General features: G+C 70.3%; 17 protein-coding genes. 13 read left to right on the forward strand and 4 right to left on the reverse strand.

Annotated elements, in window-relative coordinates; all coding sequences use genetic code 11:
- Position 1: 1 nt before the first annotated feature.
- Together AC1HIL_RS23115 and AC1HIL_RS23120 are read right to left on the reverse strand one after the other, a co-directional pair.
- Positions 2-688, reverse strand: a complete 687-nt coding sequence (locus tag AC1HIL_RS23115; RefSeq protein ID WP_057597479.1) for an alpha/beta hydrolase — start codon at positions 686-688, stop codon at positions 2-4.
- Positions 689-787: 99 nt separating this feature from the next.
- A complete protein-coding gene (locus AC1HIL_RS23120) occupies positions 788-1,507 on the reverse strand; it encodes a Crp/Fnr family transcriptional regulator (RefSeq protein ID WP_057597478.1) in 720 nt (239 codons plus the stop codon).
- Between the two features lie 174 nt (positions 1,508-1,681).
- On the opposite strand from AC1HIL_RS23120, the gene AC1HIL_RS23125 reads away from it, so the two are divergent.
- From AC1HIL_RS23125 to AC1HIL_RS23185, 13 genes are all read left to right on the forward strand, one after another.
- Positions 1,682-2,272 carry an HD domain-containing protein gene (locus tag AC1HIL_RS23125; protein WP_057597477.1) on the forward strand — a complete coding sequence of 197 codons (591 nt, stop codon included), beginning with the start codon at positions 1,682-1,684 and terminating at the stop codon, positions 2,270-2,272.
- Positions 2,273-2,298: 26 nt separating this feature from the next.
- Positions 2,299-3,066, forward strand: a complete 768-nt coding sequence (locus tag AC1HIL_RS23130; RefSeq protein WP_057597476.1) for a class II aldolase/adducin family protein — start codon at positions 2,299-2,301, stop codon at positions 3,064-3,066.
- A 99-nt stretch (positions 3,067-3,165) separates the two neighbouring features.
- The gene (locus tag AC1HIL_RS23135; protein ID WP_296736958.1) at positions 3,166-4,044 is read left to right on the forward strand and encodes a bile acid:sodium symporter family protein; all 879 of its coding nucleotides are present in this window, start codon (positions 3,166-3,168) and stop codon (positions 4,042-4,044) included.
- A 7-nt stretch (positions 4,045-4,051) separates the two neighbouring features.
- Entirely contained in the window at positions 4,052-4,978 is a 927-nt protein-coding gene (locus AC1HIL_RS23140; protein WP_057597474.1) for a LysR family transcriptional regulator, read from the forward strand.
- A 77-nt stretch (positions 4,979-5,055) separates the two neighbouring features.
- Entirely contained in the window at positions 5,056-6,483 is a 1,428-nt protein-coding gene (tcuA, locus tag AC1HIL_RS23145; protein WP_479670084.1) for an FAD-dependent tricarballylate dehydrogenase TcuA, read from the forward strand.
- Positions 6,467-7,696 carry a tricarballylate utilization 4Fe-4S protein TcuB gene (gene tcuB, locus AC1HIL_RS23150; RefSeq protein WP_479670085.1) on the forward strand — a complete coding sequence of 410 codons (1,230 nt, stop codon included), beginning with the start codon at positions 6,467-6,469 and terminating at the stop codon, positions 7,694-7,696. Before tcuA ends, tcuB begins: the two co-directional genes overlap by 17 nt.
- A gap of 33 nt (positions 7,697-7,729) precedes the next feature.
- Entirely contained in the window at positions 7,730-8,518 is a 789-nt protein-coding gene (locus AC1HIL_RS23155; protein ID WP_479670086.1) for a class II aldolase/adducin family protein, read from the forward strand.
- A gap of 37 nt (positions 8,519-8,555) precedes the next feature.
- A complete protein-coding gene (locus AC1HIL_RS23160) occupies positions 8,556-9,521 on the forward strand; it encodes a tripartite tricarboxylate transporter substrate binding protein (RefSeq protein WP_479670087.1) in 966 nt (321 codons plus the stop codon).
- 13 nt (positions 9,522-9,534) lie between these two features.
- Entirely contained in the window at positions 9,535-10,434 is a 900-nt protein-coding gene (locus AC1HIL_RS23165; RefSeq protein ID WP_479670088.1) for an amidohydrolase family protein, read from the forward strand.
- Between the two features lie 68 nt (positions 10,435-10,502).
- Positions 10,503-11,462 carry a Bug family tripartite tricarboxylate transporter substrate binding protein gene (locus AC1HIL_RS23170; protein ID WP_479672433.1) on the forward strand — a complete coding sequence of 320 codons (960 nt, stop codon included), beginning with the start codon at positions 10,503-10,505 and terminating at the stop codon, positions 11,460-11,462.
- Complete coding sequence (locus tag AC1HIL_RS23175; protein ID WP_479670089.1) at positions 11,459-12,436, forward strand: D-2-hydroxyacid dehydrogenase; 978 nt, start codon at positions 11,459-11,461, stop codon at positions 12,434-12,436. Before AC1HIL_RS23170 ends, AC1HIL_RS23175 begins: the two co-directional genes overlap by 4 nt.
- Positions 12,437-12,472: 36 nt before the next feature.
- The gene (locus AC1HIL_RS23180; RefSeq protein ID WP_479670090.1) at positions 12,473-13,447 is read left to right on the forward strand and encodes a tripartite tricarboxylate transporter substrate binding protein; all 975 of its coding nucleotides are present in this window, start codon (positions 12,473-12,475) and stop codon (positions 13,445-13,447) included.
- Between the two features lie 95 nt (positions 13,448-13,542).
- On the forward strand, positions 13,543-15,816 hold the full coding sequence (locus tag AC1HIL_RS23185; RefSeq protein ID WP_479670091.1) for a glycoside hydrolase family 3 N-terminal domain-containing protein: 2,274 nt from the start codon (positions 13,543-13,545) through the stop codon (positions 15,814-15,816).
- Between the two features lie 3 nt (positions 15,817-15,819).
- On the opposite strand, the gene AC1HIL_RS23190 is transcribed toward AC1HIL_RS23185, so the two are convergent.
- Together AC1HIL_RS23190 and AC1HIL_RS23195 are read right to left on the reverse strand one after the other, a co-directional pair.
- The gene (locus tag AC1HIL_RS23190) at positions 15,820-16,269 is read right to left on the reverse strand and encodes a DUF3592 domain-containing protein (RefSeq protein WP_479670092.1); all 450 of its coding nucleotides are present in this window, start codon (positions 16,267-16,269) and stop codon (positions 15,820-15,822) included.
- A 65-nt stretch (positions 16,270-16,334) separates the two neighbouring features.
- Positions 16,335-18,374 carry a YadA family autotransporter adhesin gene (locus AC1HIL_RS23195; protein WP_479670093.1) on the reverse strand — a complete coding sequence of 680 codons (2,040 nt, stop codon included), beginning with the start codon at positions 18,372-18,374 and terminating at the stop codon, positions 16,335-16,337.
- Positions 18,375-18,393: the final 19 nt, after the last annotated feature.

An 18,393-nucleotide genomic window follows, 5' to 3' on the forward strand; every position in this document is an offset into this window, starting at 1 on the left:
CTCAGCCCTTCGCGGCCTCGTCGATCAGCGCCGCCACCTCCACCGGCATCGACGCCAGCGAGGCGTGGCTCGCGGCCAGCGTGATGACCTTGCGCGCGCCGAGGCGCGCCGACATGCGCTCCTGGTTGGCCGGCGCGATCATGCGGTCGTCGCTCGAGATCTGGTACCACGAGGGCTTGTTCTTCCAGGCCGGCGCCGTGATGGCGTCGCCGAAGGTGCTGGCCAGCGGCGCCTTCTGCGTCACGCCCATCACCAGCCCCTCATCGGCGCTCAGGTCCTGGCAGAAGCTCTCGTGGAACTTCTCGGGCTTGACCCACAGGTAGCCGTCGCTGTCGGGCGCGAGGTTGGGCACCGCGACCGGCGGATGCTGCTCGGTGATGGCGCCGGGGCTCTCGCCCGCATCGGGCGCGAAGGCCGCGATGTAGACCAGCCCGACCACGTTGGGCAGGTCGCCCGCCTGCGTGATGACGGCGCCGCCATAGGAGTGGCCCACCAGCAGCACCGGACCCGGCACCTGCGCCACCATCCTGCGCGTGCGCTCGGCGTCATCGGCCAGCGAGGTCAGCGGCAGCTCGACCGCGCGGATGCCCACATGGCCCTTGCGCGAAAGCTCGACGATGACCTTGGCCCAGTGCGCGGCGCCACCCCAGAAACCATGGACCAGAACGACTGTCGGCATGTTGCTCATGATTCGGAACCTTCCCTGTAGAACGAAAGACCGCCAGGCCCCCATGGCATGGCGGGAGGCCGTTATACGCCGCGCCATCGACCCGTCGGTGACAACCGTTCAGCCCGTGCTGACCATGCGCTGCAGCGCCTCGAGTGACAGCAGTTCGATGCGGCCATAGCCCAGCGCCACCACGCCCTCCCCCGCGAGCGCATTGAGTTCCTTCGACAGCGTCTGGCGCGTCACGCCGAGCATCATCGCCAGCGCTTCCTGCGGCAGCGCCACGCGCTGGCGCGTGTGCTGCGACTGCGTGGCATCGCCGCGCGCCAGCACCAGCAGCCGGTGCGCGACGCGCGCGCGCAGGCTGCGCAGCGTGGCGTCCTCGGCCAGGCCGTAGAGCATGCGCACGCGCGCGGCCAGCATGGCGGCGATCGCGTTGGCGAACAGCACGTCGCGCATCAGCAGCCCGAAGGACCGCGGCGAGATCACCAGCAGGTCCAGCGCCTCGAGCGCGGTGGCATCGTGGGTGCGCGGCGAGCCGTCGATCAGCGTGATCTCGCCGAACCAGTTGCCGGGCTCGAGCACCGCGAGGATCGCCTCGCGGCCGTCCTGGCGCAGCGACGAGATCTTGATGGTGCCCGCGGCCAGCCCGAAGAAGCCGCCGTCGGCGATCACCGGATCGCCCTGGCGGAACACCATGGCGCCGCGCCGCAGGTGGATCAGCTCGGCCGCGCCCAGCAGGTTCTCGCGCTGCGCGCGCGGCATGCTCATGAACCAGGGGTTGGACTCCATCGCCGCGCGATGGGCGGCGGACAGGCGCGGTTTGGCGGGAGCGGACATGCGGTGCGGCGGTGGCCGGAAAGAGGTGGAGGCCGATGGCGCGAGACAAGTCGGCGACAGACGCGGGCGGGGTTTACCAGCAGCCTCAATTGTCAAATTCTTGACAGTTGAGCGTCAAGCCCGGGTCTACAGTGCCCTCACCCACGAACGAGAGACCCACCGGAGACGACAACGATGAATGCACGGGCAAGCTTCAAGACCATGCAGGACAGCACGCGCGAGGACTGGCAGCTGATCGGCGGCGAATTCATGCAGTTCACGCGCGGCCTGCCCGAACGCGTGATCAAGCACCTGCAGATCCTCGAGGGCGACTACGGCGGCTTTCCGGTCGACCGCTACACCCACTCGCTGCAGACCGCCACGCGCGCGCTGCGCGACGGCCGCGACGAGGAATACGTGGTGTGCGCGCTGCTGCACGACATCGGCGACACGCTCGGCAGCTTCAACCATCCCGACATCGCCGCCGCGATCCTCAAGCCCTTCGTGAGCGAGGCCAACCACTGGATGGTGCAGAACCACGGCATCTTCCAGGGCCACTACTTCTTCCACCACATCGGCCTGGACCGCGACATGCGCGACAACTTCAAGGGCCACCCGCACTACGAGCGCACGGCCGAGTTCTGCGCGCTCTACGACAACCCGGCCTTCGACCCGAAGGCCGAGACCCTGCCGATCGCCGAATTCGAGCCGATGCTGCGGCGCGTGATGGCGCAGCCGAAGCAGAGCATCTACAAGTCGGCGCTGAAGGAGCCGGCCACGGCCTGACCCCCTACCTCCAAAGGACCCCCACCATGAACGCCACCACCCAATCCGAAGTCCAGAAGCTCGTCTCCGCCGAGGAATGGCAACTGCGCGTCGACCTCGCCGCCTGCTATCGCCTCGTGGCGCTGTACGGCTGGAGCGACCTCGTGTTCACCCACATCAGCGCGCGCGTGCCCGGCCCCGAGCACCATTTCCTCATCAACCCCTACGGCCTGATGTTCGACGAGATCACGGCCTCGAGCCTGGTCAAGGTCGACCAGCAGTGCAACAAGATCATCGACTCGCCCTACCCCGTGAACCCGGCCGGCTTCGTGATCCACAGCGCCGTGCATGCCGCGCGCGAGGACATCCAGTGCGTGCTGCACACCCACACCAAGGCCGGCATCGCAGTGAGCGCGCAGAAGAACGGCGTGCTGCCGATCAGCCAGCAGTCGACCTTCGTGCTGGCCTCGCTGGCCTACCACGACTACGAGGGCGTGGCCTTCCGCGACGACGAGAAGCCGCGGCTGCAGGCCGACATGGGCCACGCCAACTTCCTGATGCTGCGCAACCACGGCCTCCTGACCTGCGGCAAGACCATTGCCGATGCGTTCCTTTCGATGTACACCTTCGAGAACACCTGCCAGATCCAGATCGCGGCCCAGTCGGGCGGCAGCGAACTCACGCACGTGAACCCGCAGATCATCGAAGGCGTGGGCCAGGCCATGAAGGTGCAAAGCGGCGGCCTCGGCGGCATGTTCGTCTGGCCCTCGCTGATCCGCAAGCTCGACCGCATCGACGACAGCTACAAACAATAAGACGCGTCGACCCCGGTTTCCCAGGCTGCCAGCACCCGCGCGACGGGGGCCGGCAGCCATTTTTTTAGATCCAGAAGAACGAATGAGGAGACAAGACCCATGGACGCCACGCTCATCGTGACCCGCTTCCTGTTCGGCGCGCTCGCGCTCGTGATGTTCGGGCTCGGGCTGTCGCTCTCGCTCGACGACTTCCGGCGCCTGTTCCGGCATCCGAAGGCCGTGACCATCGCGCTGCTGCTGCAGGTCGTCGGCCTGCCGCTGGCCTGCTACGCGATCATCGTGGGCTTCGGGCTCTCGCCGGTGTTCGCGATCGGGCTCATGCTGCTCGCGGCCTCGCCCGGCGGCATCTCGGCCAACCTGTTCTCGCACCTGTTCGGCGGCAACGTGGCGATGAACATCTCGCTCACGGCCGTCAACACGCTGCTGTCGATCGTCACGCTGCCGCTGATCGCCAACTGGGCCATCAACCATTTCGCGCAGAGCGGCCAGGTGGTGCCGCTGCAGACGCGCAAGCTGGTCGAGGTGATCGCCATCGTGCTGATCCCGGTGGCCATCGGCATGTTCGTGGCTTCGCGCCGGCCCGGCTTCGCGGCGCGCATGGAGAAGCCGACCAAGATCTTCAGCGGCGTGGTGCTCGCGGTGGTCACGGTGCTGGCGATCGCGAACGAGTGGAAGACCATGGCCGCCACCTTCGCCGAGATCGGCCTGCCGGTGGTGCTGTTCAATGTGCTGAGCCTGCTCGCGGGCTACTACCTGAGCCGCGCCGCGGGCCTCGAGAAGCCGCTGGCCACCGCCATCAGCTACGAGATCGGCATCCACAACTCCACCTTGGCGATCTTCGTCGCGGTCAGCGTGCTCGGCAGCTTCCAGCTCGCGCTGCCGGCCGCGGTGTACTCGGTGGCGATGTACGTCACCGCCCCGCTGTTCGGATGGTTGCTGCTGCGCCGCCGCGCGAGCGAAGTGGCGCCTGCGCGATGATGCGCGCATGGAATTGAGGCAACTGCGCTACTTCGTCAAGGTCTGCGAACTGCGCAGCATGGGCCGCGCGGCGGTCGAGCTCGGCGTGGTCACCTCGGCGCTGAGCCAGCAGATCAGCCGGCTCGAGAGCGAGCTCGCCACCCGCCTGCTGCAGCGCAGCTCCACCGGCGTCACGCCCACCGATGCCGGCCTGGCCTTCCTGCAGCAGGCCCAGCTCACGCTGCGCCATGCCGACGACGCGGTGCGCGCGGCGCAGCAGGCGCGGCTGTCGGGCCATGTGAGCGTGGGCCTCGCGCCCACCACCGCCACCGTGCTCGGCGTGCCGCTGATGCGTGCCATGCAGGAGCGCTATCCCGAGGTGCGGCTGCACATGGTCGAGGCGCTGTCGGGCCATCTCACGACCATGCTGCATGCGCGCCAGCTCGACCTGGCCGTGCTGTTCCAGACCGACACGCCGCGGCGCTGGAGCGTCTCGCCGCTGCTGGCCGAGAAGCTCTTCGTCGTGGCCTCGCCCACGCTCGCCAGGCGCCCCATGGGCACCAAGGTGCGGCTCTCGCAGCTGGCCGAGGTACCGCTGATCCTGCCGAGCGGCAGCCACGGCCTGCGCGCCACGCTGATGGCGGCCTTCCTGCGCGCGCGCGTGCAGCCGAACATCGTGGCCGAGGTCGACGGCCTCGCGCTGCTGATGGACGCGGTGCGCGCCGGCTACGGCGCCACCGTGCAGCCCGGCGCCGCCACCGCGCGCCACGACCGCGACGACCTCGAGCTCACGCAGATCGCCGATGCCCACGTGGGCCGGCGCAACCTGCTCGTGAGCCTGTCGGACGACGAGCTCTCGCCGGCCGCGCTGGCCACGCGCGTGGTGGTGGCCGACACCGCGCGCAGCCTCGTTCGCGACGGCCGCTGGACCGGCGCCAGTCTTCTCGAAAACTGAACACCCGTTGCCGCTTTCGGCCTTTCGCGTGAAGGCCGCGCTGCCTAAAGTCTCCTGGATTCCAAGGAGACCCACGAGTGATAGACGTACTGGTTGTCGGCGGCGGCAATGCCGCGCTGTGCGCCGCCCTGATGGCGCGCGAGGCCGGCGCTTCGGTGCTGCTGCTGGAGGCCTCGCCCAAAGAATGGCGCGGCGGCAATTCGCAGCACACCCGCAACCTGCGCTGCATGCACGACGCGCCGCAGGACGTGCTGGTCGATGCCTACCCTGAAGAGGAGTACTGGCAGGACCTGCTGAAGGTGACGGGCGGCCTCACCGACGAGCACCTCGCGCGGCTCGTGATCCGCGCCTCGTCGAACTGCCGCGACTGGATGCGCGGCCACGGCGTGCACTTCCAGCCGCCGCTGTCGGGCGCGCTGCACGTGGCGCGCACCAATGCCTTCTTCATGGGCGGCGGCAAGGCGCTGGTCAATGCCTACTACCGCAGCGCCGAAAGGCTCGGCGTGCGGATCCGCTACGACACGCCCGTGGCCTCGGTCGAGCTCGACGGCGAGCGCTTCGTGGCCGTGCGCACCGAGGCCGGCGAACGCATCGCGGCCAAGAGCTGCGTGCTCGCGGCCGGCGGCTTCGAATCGAACCGCGAATGGCTGCGCGAGGCCTGGGGCCGGAACGAGCGCGGCGAATGGCCGGCCGACAACTTCCTGATCCGCGGCACGCGCTTCAACCAGGGCGTGCTGCTCAAGCACATGATCGCCGCGGGCGCCGACAGCATCGGCGATCCCTCGCAGGGCCACATGGTCGCCATCGACGCGCGCGCGCCGCTCTACGACGGCGGCATCTGCACGCGCATCGACTGCGTCTCGCTCGGTGTGGTGGTCAACCGCGAAGCCCGGCGCTTCTACGACGAGGGCGAGGACTTCTGGCCCAAGCGCTATGCGATCTGGGGCCGGTTGGTGGCGCAGCAGCCGGGGCAGATCGCCTGGTCGATCATCGACCAGAAGGCGGTCGGCCGCTTCATGCCGCCGGTGTTCACGGGCACGCAGGCGAACACGCTCGGCGAGCTCGCGCAGAAGATCGGCCTGGACGAAGCCACCTTCGTGCGCACCGTGCAGGACTACAACGCCGCCTGCCGTGTCGGCCGCTTCGACCACACCGCGCTCGACGACTGCCATACCGAGGGCCTCGCGCCCGCCAAGACGCACTGGGCGCGCCCGCTCGACACCGCGCCCTTTTACGCCTACCCCGTGCGCCCCGGCATCACCTTCACCTACCTGGGCCTGAAGGTGGACGAGACCGCGGCCGTGCGTTTCGGCGGCCGGCCCAGCCCCAACCTGTTCGTGGCCGGCGAAATGATGGCCGGCAACGTGCTCGGCAAGGGCTACACGGCGGGCGTCGGCATGAGCATCGGCACGGCCTTCGGTCGCATCGCCGGCACGCAGGCAGCGAAGGCCGCCAAGAACATTTCGAAGAATTCCCCGGAGACCCCTCTTGCAGCAGCTCACTGATCTCGTCGCCCGCGCGCGTGCCGATGCGGACGGCATCGGCGCCCCCCCGTCGCGCGTGATCCCGATCCAGCCCGCCCTGCCGCTGACCGCCCCCGAGGGCGAGGTCGCGCGCATCCTGCAGATCTGCAACGCCTGCCGCTACTGCGAGGGCTTCTGCGCCGTGTTCCCCGCGATGACGCGGCGGCTCGAGTTCGGCAAGGCCGACACGCACTACCTGGCCAACCTCTGCCACAACTGCGGCGCCTGCCTGCATGCCTGCCAGTACGCGCCGCCGCACGAGTTCGCGGTCAACGTGCCGCAGGCCATGGCCCAGGTGCGCATGCAGACCTACCACGACTACGCCTGGCCCGCCGCGATGGGCTCGCTCTACGAGAAGGCCGGGCTCACGGTCGCGCTGGCCCTGGCCGGCGGCCTCGCGCTGTTCCTCGTGCTCGCGGTCGCGATGAGCGGCTCGCTGCTGCACGAGCCGCTGGCGGGCAACTTCTACGCGATCTTCCCGCACAACTTCCTCGCGCTGCTGTTCGGCACGGTGTCGCTGTTCGTGCTGCTCGCGCTGGCCCTGGGCGTGCGGCGCTTCTGGCGCGAGGTCTCGCCGGCCAACGACCCCGGCAACGCGCCGGCCATGGCGGGCGTGCGCGGGCCCGCGAGCGCGGAAGCGGCGCACGACGCGCTGCGCCTGAAGTACCTCGGTGGCGGCCATGGCGAGGGCTGCAACAACGAGGACGACCGCTTCACGCTGTGGCGCCGGCGCTTCCACCACTTCACCTTCTACGGCTTCATGCTGTGCTTCGCCTCGACCTGCGTGGCCACGCTCTACCACTACCTGTTCGACCTGCATGCGCCCTATGCACTGACCAGCCTGCCGGTGCTGTTGGGCACCGCGGGCGGCATCGGCCTGGTGGTCGGCCCGATCGGCCTCTTGTGGCTCAACCTGCGGCGCGACCCGGCGCATGGCGACGTCGCGCAGCGGCCCATGGACCGCGGCTTCATCGCGCTGCTGCTGCTGACCAGCCTCACGGGCCTGGCGCTGCTGGCCTGGCGCGACACGCGATTCATGGCGCTGCTGCTGGCGGTGCACCTGGGCGTGGTGATGGCGCTGTTCCTCACGCTGCCCTACGGCAAGTTCGCGCACGGCATCTTCCGCTGCGCGGCACTCTTGAAGTTCGCGATCGAGAAGCGCCTGCCCAGCCGCCTGCAGCTCGGCGCCGACTGAAGCCAACCCGATATCGAAGAAAGGACCTGTGCGATGACGAACCCTGGCGTGCTCCAGATCCCCTCCATGAAGGACAAGTGCTCCGCCGCCGAATGGCAGGCGCGCATCGACCTCGCCGCCTGCTACCGGCTGGTCGACCTCTACGGCATGTCCGACATGATGGCCAACCACATCTCCTCGCACGTGCCCGGCGAGAAGGGCGCCTTCCTCATCAACCCCTACGGGATGATGTACGAGGAGATCACCGCCTCGAGCCTGATCAAGGTCGACCAGGACGGCAACATCCTGTCCTCGCCCGACTTCGGCGAGCTGAACTACGGCATCAACAAGGCCGGCTACGTGATCCACAGCGCGGTGCATGCCGCGCGGCCCGACGTGGCCTGCGTGATCCACACCCACAGCTGGGCCTCGATGGCGGTGTCCTCGCTCGAATGCGGGCTGCTGCCGCTCACGCAGACCGCGATGCGCTTCCTCAAGATCGGTTACCACGACTACCAGGGCGTGGTGCTCAACACCGCCGAGCAGGCCTCGCTGCTGGAAGACCTGGGCGACCGCGAGGCCGTGATCTTCCGCAACCACGGCGCGCTGGTGGTGGGCCGCAGCGTGGGCGAGGCCTTCAACTGGATGCACCGGCTCGAGCTGGCCTGCCGCGCGCAGATCGGCGCGATGTCGTGCAACACGCCGCTCAAGGCCGTGCCGCAGAGCGTGCTCGAGGAGACCTGGAACAACTACCAGCCCGGCACGCGCCGCCCCTACGGGCTCATGGAATGGCCGGCGCTGCTGCGCAAGCTCGACCGCATGGATCCGGGCTTCCGCGACTGAAGCCCCCGCCTCCCCCGAAGAACCAAGACGACACCCGATGAAAAGAAGACTGTTCCCCGCCGTGCTGGCCATGCTCGCGGCAGCCATCGCCCTGCCCGCCTTCGCGCAGAAATTCCCGCAGAAGCCCGTCACGCTGGTGGTGCCCTTCGCGCCCGGCGGCAACCTCGACGTGGTCGCGCGCACGCTCGCGCCCGCGCTCGGCCAGATCCTCGGCCAGTCGGTGATCGTGGACAACCGTGCCGGTGCCGGCGGCGCGATCGGCGCCTCGTACGTGGCGCGCGCGCAGCCCGACGGCTACACGCTGCTGGTCAGCACGCCCAATGCGCTGGTGGTGCTGCCGCTGATGACGAAGACCACCTATGCGCTCGACAACTTCGCGCCCATCGGCCTCGCCGCCACCACGCCGCTGGTGATCGCGGTGCGCGGCCAGGGTCCGTACAAGGACATCGAGGGCCTGCTCACCGCCGCGCGCGGCAAGCCGGGCCAGGTCACGGCCGGCCATGCGGGCCCGGGCACCACCAACCACATCGCGCTGCTGCAGCTCGAGCAGGCCGGCAAGCTGAGCCTCAACACGGTTCCCTACAAGGGCTCGGCACCGGCGCTCACCGACCTGCTGGGCGGCCAGATCGACCTGGTGGTGGACCAGCTCACGAGCTCGGCGGCCCACATCCAGTCGGGCATGCTGCGCGCGGTGGCCGTGATGTCGAAGGAACGCGACCCCGCGCTGCCCAACGTGCCGACCCTGCGCGAGGCCGGCCTCAAGGACTTCGACGCCACCACCGCCACCGGCCTGCTCGCGCCGGCCGGCACGCCCGCCGAGGTGGTGCAGGCGCTCAATGCCGCGCTGCGCAAGGCGCTGGCCGACGAGAACGTGAAGCGCCGCCTGATCTCGGTCGGCAGCCCCGGCCAGGCCTCGTCGCCCGAGGAGTGGCTCGCGACGCTCAAGAAGGAAGACGCCGGCGCCCGCCTGCTCGCGAAGAGCGGCAAGCTCAAGGTCGACTGAGGAGGCACGCCGCATGACCCGCCCCTGCCTGCCTCCCCACGAGGCCTTCGCACCCGTGGCCTTCGCGCTGCCGCCCGGCGCCTGCGACAGCCATGCCCACGTCTTCGGTCCCTACGCAGAATTCCCGCTCGCCGAGGACCGCAGCTACACGCCCGCCGAATACCCGGGCGCGGCCTTCATCGCGCACCTCGACCGGCTCGGCCTCGCGCGCGGCGTGCTGGTGACCGGCAGCGCGAGCGGCACCGACAACGGCGCGGTGCTCGAAGCCCTGTCGCAGTACCCCGGGCGCCTGCGCGGCATCGCCGTGCCGCGCGCCGACACCGGCGATGCCGAGCTCGACCGCTGGCATGCGGCGGGCATCCGCGGCGTGCGCTTCAACCTGTTCCAGCGCGACGGCCATGCGGTCTACCGCAACGGCGTCGGCATCGAGGTGCTGGAGGCACTCGCGCCGCGCCTCGCGGGGCGCGGCTGGCATGCGCAGATCTGGATCCACGCACCCGACCTGGTCGAGCTCGCGCCGCGCCTGCTGCGCCTGGGCCTGCCGCTGGTGATCGACCACATGGGCCGCATGGCGGCCGCGCGCGGCATCGAGGACCCGGGCTTTCGCACGCTGTGCCGGCTGCTGGCCGACGGCAAGGCCTGGACCAAGATCTCGGGCGCCGACCGCAACACCGGAATGGGCGCGCCCTACGCCGACATCGATCCCTTCGCCGAAGCGCTGCTGCAGGCCAATGCCGAGCGCGTGGTGTGGGGCAGCGACTGGCCGCACATCAACTACTTCGAGGCGCAGCAGGTGCCCGACGACGGCGCCCTGCTGAACCTGCTGGCGCGCTGGCTGCCCGACGCGGCGCAGCGCCGGCGCGTGCTGGTCGACAACCCGGCCGCGCTGTACGACTTTCCCCCGCCCGTGTAGAGCCCACCCACCCTCCGAGGATCACAAGAATGAAACGAGACAAGCCCTCCCTCCTGCCGCGACCGCTCATGGGCCTGGCCGCGGCCCTGCTGCTGGCCGCCGGCCTCGGCGCCGCGCCGCGCGCGCAGGCGCAGGCCGCCTATCCCGCCAAGCCCGTGCGCGTGGTGGTCGCCTTCACCGCGGGCGGCACCACCGACATCCTCGCGCGCGCCGTCACGCAGCAGATGTCCGAGAAGCTCGGCCAGCCCTTCGTGATCGACAACAAGCCCGGCGGCGGCGGCAACATCGGCACCGAGTTCGTGGTGCGCGCGCCGGCCGACGGCTACACGCTGATCGTCAACTCGGTGGGCCCGATGGCCGTCAACCAGACGCTCTACAAGAACCTGCCCTACGACCCGCTGCGCGACCTGGTGCCCGTGGTGCAGATCGCCGACGTGCCCAACGTGCTGGTGGTGAACCCCGAGGTGCCCGCGAAGACGCTCGAGGAATTCATCGCCTATGCCAAGGCCAACCCGAACAAGCTCAACTACGGCTCGACCGGCATCGGCACCTCCTCGCACCTGTCGAGCTACATGCTCGGCAAGCGCATCGGCGCCGACACGCTGCACGTGCCCTACAAGGGCGCCAACGCGCTCACCGACCTGCTCGCCGGCCGCATCCAGTTCATGTTCGCGACCATTCCCTCGGTGATCCCGCACATCCGCGCGGGCAAGCTGCGCGCCATCGCGGTCAGCAGCCTCAAGCGCTCGCGCTCGCTGCCCGACGTGCCGACCGTGGCCGAGAAGGGCTTCGGCGATTTCTCGGCCGGCTCCTGGTTCGGCTTCTTCGCGCCCAAGGGCACGCCCGCGCCGGTGATCGCGCTGCTCAACAAATCGGTCAACGACGCGCTGCCCTCGCTCGAAGCGCAGATGATCCGCGAGGGCGCCGACCCGGTGGGCGGCACGCCCGAGCAGTTCGGAAAGTTCACGCGGCAGGAGTACGAGAAATGGAAGAGCATCGTTCGCGAGTCGGGCGCGACGGCCGAATGAGCGGGCCGCTGCGCATCCTGATGACCGAGGCCGCCGCGCGCCAGGCGGGCACGGGCCTGGCCGAGGCGCTGGCCGGCCGTGCGCACGTGGTGGTGGCCGAGGGCGACGATGCCGACGTGGCCTTCGTCTCGCGCGACGTCACGGGCCTGTCGACCAAGCATGAGCTGCTGCCGCACACCCGGCACTTCCACGATGCACTGCGCCATGCACCCTCGCTGCGCTGGGTGCATGCCCATTCCTCGGGCGCCGACCGGCCCGTGTACGGCGAACTGCGCGCGCGCGGCGTCGAGGTCACGACCTCCTCGGGCGCCAATGCGGGCGTGGTGGTGCAGACCGCGCTGGCCGGCGTGCTGATGCTCGCGCGCCGCTTCCCGCAGTTGCTCGCGGCGCAGCGCGAGAAGACCTGGGCGCCGCTCGTGGGCAGCGGGCTGCCGCGCGACCTCGCGGGCCAGACCGCGGCGATCGTGGGCTGGGGGCCGATCGGGCAGGGCCTGGGCACGCTGCTGTCGGCGCTCGGGCTGCGCGTGGTCTCGGTGCGCAGCAGTGACCATGCCGCGCTGGCGCCCGCCGTCGAGAGCCTGCGCTTCGAGGACATCGGCCGGGTGCTGCCGCGCGCCGACTGGCTGCTGCTCGCCTGCCCGCTGACCGAGCGCACGCGCGGGCTCGTCGATGCCGCCGCGCTCGCGCTGCTGCCACCGGGCGCGCGGCTCGTGAACGTCGCGCGCGGCGAGGTGGTCGACGAACCCGCGCTGATCGAGGCGCTGCGCGGCGGCGCGCTCGCCGGGGCCTATCTCGACGTGTTCGCGCACGAGCCGCTGCCCGCCGAGTCGCCGCTGTGGTCGCTGCCGAACGTCATCGTCACGCCCCACACGGCCGGCCATTCGGACGGCAACGAGGCGCGCGTGGCCGCCCTCTTCCTCGACAACCTGCGGCGCTGGAACGCCGGCCTTCCTCTGCTGAACCGCGTGGCCTGACCACCCTCTTCATAACAACACCAAGACCCCACGACCATGAAAAGACAAGCCTTCCTCCGCACCTCCCTCGCGACCCTGCTGTTCGCCGCGGGCACCCTGCCCGCGCTCGCCGCCGACTGGCCGGGCAAGCCCATCACCCTCGTCGTGCCCTTCGTTGCGGGCGGCACCACCGACATCGTCGCGCGCACCGTGGGCCAGAAGCTGTCGGAATCGCTCAAGCAGCCGGTGATCGTCGACAACCGCGGCGGCGCGGGCGGCACCGTGGGCGCGACCCTCGCGGCCAAGGCGCCGGCCGACGGCTACACGCTGTTCCTCGCCACCATCGCGCATGCGATCGCGCCGGGCCTCTACAAGAAGCTGGCCTACGACTTCCAGCGCGACTTCGACCCGGTGGCGCTGGTGGCCTCCACGCCCAACGTGCTGATCGTCAACGACAAGGTGCCCGCGAAGACCGTGGCCGAACTCGTGGCCTACATCAAGGCCAATCCCGGCAAGGTCAACTTCGGCTCGGCCGGCAACGGCAGCACCGAGCACATCTCGGGCGAGCTGTTCCGCTCGATGACGAAGACCGAGATCGTGCACGTGCCCTACAAGGGCGGCGCGCCGATGATGGCCGACCTGATGGGCGGCCAGATCCAGATGGCGATCGAGACCAGCCCCTCGGCCTCGCCGCACATCAAGGCCGGCAAGGTGCATGCGCTGGCCGTCACCACCAGGGCGCGTTCGCCCGCCTACCCCGGCGTGCCCACGCTCGACGAGGCCGGCCTCAAGGGCTACGACATGACGACCTGGTTCGCGCTGATGGCACCGCACGGCACGCCGCCGGAGATCGTGCAGCGGCTCAACACCGAACTGGCGCGCGCGCTGCAGCAACCCGACGTGGTCAAGCGCTTCGAGGAACAGGGCGTGACGGCCGGCCGCATGAAGCCGGCCGAGCTCGCGGCCTTCATCGGCAGCGAAACCACCAAGTGGGTCAAGGTGGCGAAGGAGTCGGGCGCGACGGCCGAATAGCCCACGGCTCGTGTGAACGGGTCGGACATCGCCCTACGGTCAGGGCGGAAACCCGCTTGCGGCCGCGGCGGGCGATGTCTGCAGAATGGGCGCCCATGCACGTCGGAAAAAAAGCCCCGCTCCTCTTTCTTGCCCTCGGTCTCCTCGCCAGCCTCCTCGCCTCCGCCCAGTCCCCCGTCTCGCCCGCCCCGGCCGCCACCGATCCGCGCATCGAAGCGCTGATCGCGCGCATGACGGTCGAGGAGAAGGTCGGCCAGCTGAGCCTCTACGGCCCGGCCGACACCAACATTCCCGGCAATCCGCAGGCCAACCGGCGCAATGCGCAGCTCGAGGCCGACGAGGTGCGCGCGGGCCGCGTGACCGGGCTCTTCAACAACGAGGGCCTGACGCGCAAGCGCGAGCTGCAGCGCATCGCGGTCCAGGAATCGCGCCTGGGCATTCCGCTGATCTTCGGTGCCGACGTGATCCATGGCTTTCGCACCATCTTCCCGATGCCGCTGGCCGAGGCCGCGAGCTGGGAACCCGCGCTGGCCGAGCGCACCGCGCGCGCGGCGGCGGTCGAGGCCAGCGCCGACGGCTTCCGCTGGACCTTCGCGCCCATGGTCGACATCGCGCGCGATGCGCGCTGGGGCCGCGGCATCGAGGGCGTGGGCGAAGACCCGCTGCTCGCGAGCCGCTTCGCCGCCGCGCGCGTGCGCGGCTTCCAGGGCGAGGACCTGTCGCGCGCCGATGCGCTGCTCGCCACGCCCAAGCATTTCGCGGGCTACGGCGCGGCCGAGGGCGGGCTCGACTACAACACCGTCGACATCTCCGAACGCACGCTGCGCGAGGTCTACCTGCCGCCGTTCCGCGCCGCGCTCGACGCGGGCGCGCTGTCGCTGATGAGCGGCTTCCACGAAATCTCGGGCATTCCCTCGACCGCCAACCCGGCCCTGCTGACCGGCGTGCTGCGCGGCGAGTGGGGCTTCCGGGGCTTCGTGGTGTCGGACTACACGGCCGACGAGGAACTGATCGCGCACGGCTACGCAGCCAACGGCCGCGAGGCCGCGAAGCAGGCCTTTCTCGCGGGCACCGACATGAGCATGCAGAGCGGCCTCTACATGCGCGAGCTGCCGGCCCTGGTCGCCGCGGGCGAGGTGCCGATGGCACGGCTCGACGACGCGGTGCGCCGCGTGCTGTACGCCAAGCTCAGGCTCGGCCTGTTCGACCAGCCGATGCGCGGCCTCGACGGCCCGCCGGCCACGCAGCGCGCCGAGGACCCGGCCTTCATCGCGCTGGCGCGAGAGAGCGCGCGCCGCTCGATCGTGATGCTGAAGAACGAGGGCGCGCTGCTGCCGCTCGCGAAGACCGGCACCCGGATCGCGCTGATCGGCCCCTTCGCCTCGGGCACGCAGGACCTGCTGGGTGCCTGGAGCCTGTTCCCGGGCCAGAGCGCGCCGGTGGGCATCGACCAGGGCCTGCGCGCCGCGCTCGGCGACGCGGCGTCGCTCACGGTCACGCGCGGCTCGAACGTCGAGTCGCTGCTGCCCGGCGGCATCGAGGCCGCGGTGGCCGCGGCGCGCCAGGCCGACGTGGTGGTGCTGGCCATCGGCGAAGGCGAGCGCATGTCGGGCGAGTCGCGCTCGCGCGCCGACATCGGCCTGCCGCTGGTGCAGCAGGCGCTGGCCGAGGCGGTCGCGGCCACCGGCAAGCCGATCGTCGTGCTCTTGAGCAACGGCCGCGCGATGGCGCTGCCGCCGGTGGTGCGCGATGCGCGCGCGATCCTCGTGACCTGGTTCCTCGGCGTGCAGACCGGCCACGCGATCGCCGACGTGCTGTTCGGCGACTTCAATCCCTCGGGGCGGTTGCCGGTGAGCTTTCCGCAGGCGGCGGGACAGGTGCCCTACTACTACGCCCACAAGCGCACCGGCCGGCCGCTGCCGAGCGACGCGCCCGGCACCGCCTTCAAGACGCGCTACATCGAGACCCCCAACGAGGCGCTCTATCCCTTCGGCTTCGGCCTGGGCTTCGCGCCGGTGCGCTACGACAGCGTCGCGCTCGACAGCGAGCAGTTGCCGATGACGGACGGCACGCTGCGCGTGCGCGCCACCGTCACCAACACCGGCCAGCGCGAGGCCGAGGAAGTGGTGCAGCTCTACATCGCGCAGCGCACCGCGAGCGTGACGCGGCCGGTGCGCGAGCTCAAGGACTTCCACAAGCTGCGCATCGCGCCCGGTGCCTCGGTGCAGGTCGAGTTCGCGCTGCGCGCGGCCGACCTGGCCTTCATCGGCCGCGACCTGCGGCCCACCGTGGAGCCCGGCGACTTCGACCTGTGGGTGTCGCCCTCGGCCGTGGGCGGGCTGCACGCGCGCTTCGCGCTGGTGCCTTGAAGCTCAGCCGCGCGGCGGCAGGAACGACAGGTCCACGTGGTAGCGCTTCGGATTCGCGGGATCGACGTAGACCGCGATCCGGCGCCCGCTCAGGTGCCGCGTGGGATCGAACCAGATGTTGGCGCTGCGGAACTGCCGCAGCTCGCGCCCGAAGCCGGCGCGCGCCTCGACGATGGCGCGGTAGGGATGCCGGCCGTTGACCTGGAACGTGGTGTTGAGCTCGACCTCGCGCAGCTCGGCATCGATGCGCTGGCCGTGCTGCAGCAGCCAGGCCGCGCGCTTCGCATTGCGCTCGCCGACGAACAGCATGCCGCCGCCCACGCCCGCGAACATCAGGCCCAGCAGCGTGAGCAGCCACTTGGCCTCGTTGGGCACCACGATCGCGATGACCAGCAGACCCAGGCCGACGGCGATGAAGATCCACTTGAGCAGCGTCAGCGACGTGTTGTGCATGAGGGGTACGGCGGGTTGCGGGGAGACCGCTGCGTTATAGCAGGGCCTCCTCTCCACCCGCGCCCTCAGTCGAACACGCCCGTGAGCGCCACGCGCGTCACCACGCCCGAACTGCTCGCGCCCACGCCGAGCGTGACGCTGTAGCGGCCGTCCTGCGAGGTGTGGCGCAGCGAGCCGCCGATCGCGCTCTCGCTGCGGTAGTTGCCCAGGCCCACGGCATAGCTGATCTTGCCGGGCACCATCGGCGCGGCCTCCATCGCGGCCACGCTGGCGATGCCGGCGTAGGCACGGCGGGCCGTGTCGTCGATCTGGCCCTGCAGGCGGGCGGCCGTGAGGTCGGTGTAGGCCTTGCCGATCGGCAGGCCCTGCGCGGCCACGGTGTCGGTGTAGGCATTGGCCTGGCTCACGCCCTCTTTCACCATGCCCTGCACCTGGCCGACGTTGGTGGCGTCGGTGGGCGCGCTGCCCGGGGCCACGCCGGTGATCTGGCGGTTGCCCAGCGCCACCTCGCCCAGCGACGACTGCACGCCGGCCATGCCGATGGCGGTGTAGTTGGCGAGCGCGCCGCGCGTGGTCGTGCTGCCGGCGCCGAGCGCCACGCTGTTCGCATGGTTCACGGTCGCGCCGTTGCCGATCGCCACGCCCGAGTCCTCGAAGGCCTGCGCATTGGTGCCGATGGCCAGCGCGTTGTCGGCACTGGCGCGCGCGCCGGCGCCGATCGAGGCGGTCTGGTTCGCGCTCACGTAGGCGCCCGAGCCCGAGCCGATCGCGATGTTGTCGTTGCCGCGCACGTGCTGGCCCGCGCTGTTGCCCTGCGCGAGGTTCGAGTTGCCGCTGACCGCCTGGCCCGCCATCGTGCCCGAGGACAGGTTGTTGCTGCCCTGCACGCCGCCGCCCGCGGCCTGGCCGGTGGCGATGTTGTTGTTGCCCGAAACGCCCGCGCCGGCCTGCATGCCCGAGGCCTGGTTGCCCACGCCGGTGACGCCCGCGCCCGAGCCCTGGCCCATCGACAGGTTGTTGCTGCCGTTGACGTTGTTGCCCGCGCCCGTGCCGTAGGCCTGGTTGCCGTTGCCCTTGACGTTGCTGCCGGCACCGGTGCCGTAGGCCTCGTTGTCGTTGCCGGTCACGTTCTGGCCGGCGTTCTGGCCGGTCGCGTCGTTGCGGCTGCCGGTGACGTTCGAGCCGGCCGCGTAGCCGGTCGAGTTGTTGTAGTCGCCGGTCACGTTCTGGCCCGAGCTGCGGCCCATGGTCTGGTTCCAGCCGCCGTTGACGTTGGTGCCCGCGTAGTAGCCGATCGCCTGGTTGGCATTCTTGCCCGACACGTTGCTGCCCGCGCCCTCGCCGATCGCCAGGTTCCAGTTGGTGCCGACGTTGTTGCCCGCGCCCTCGCCGAGCGACACGTTGTTGCTGCCCGTCACGTTGCTGCCGGCATTGGTGCCGATGCCGGTGTTGTCGCTGCCCGTGACCTTGTTGCCGGCGCCGTTGCCCATGGCGTTGTTGTTGCTGCCGGTCACCGTCATGCCGGCGTTGGTGCCGGTGGCGTTGTTGTCGCTGCCGGTCACGCCGCTGCCGGCATGGAAGCCGGTGGCGTTGTTGTGGTCGCCGGTGACGTTGTCGCCCGCGCTGCGGCCGATCGACTGGTTCCAGCCGCCCTTGACGTTCTGGCCCGACTCGAAGCCGATGCCCACGTTGGCATTGCCGCCCGAGACGTTGGTGCCGGCGTTGTTGCCGATCGCGAGGTTCCAGTTGGTGCTGACGTTGTTGCCGGCGCCCAGGCCGATCGAGATGTCGCTGGTGCCGGTGACGTTGCTGCCGGCGCCCTGCCCGATGGCCTGGTTGGTGGAACCGGTCACGTTGTTGCCGGCGTTCTGGCCGATGGCCTGGTTGCCGCTGCCGTTGACCGTCTTGCCCGCGCCCTCGCCGATCGCCTGGTTGTTGCTGCCGGTGACGCCGGTGCCGGCACCGGTGCCGATCCCGAGGTTGGCCTTGGCCGGGTCCCAGACCACAGGCACCGTCTGCGCCAGGGCCGGGCCGCAGATCGCGGCCAGGGCGAGCGATGCGCCGAGCAGGCTCGCGCCGCGCGGCATGCGCTTGTTCTTCTTCATGCTGTTTCTCCTCGTCGGT

Source organism: Variovorax sp. ISS6, from assembly GCF_056523145.1.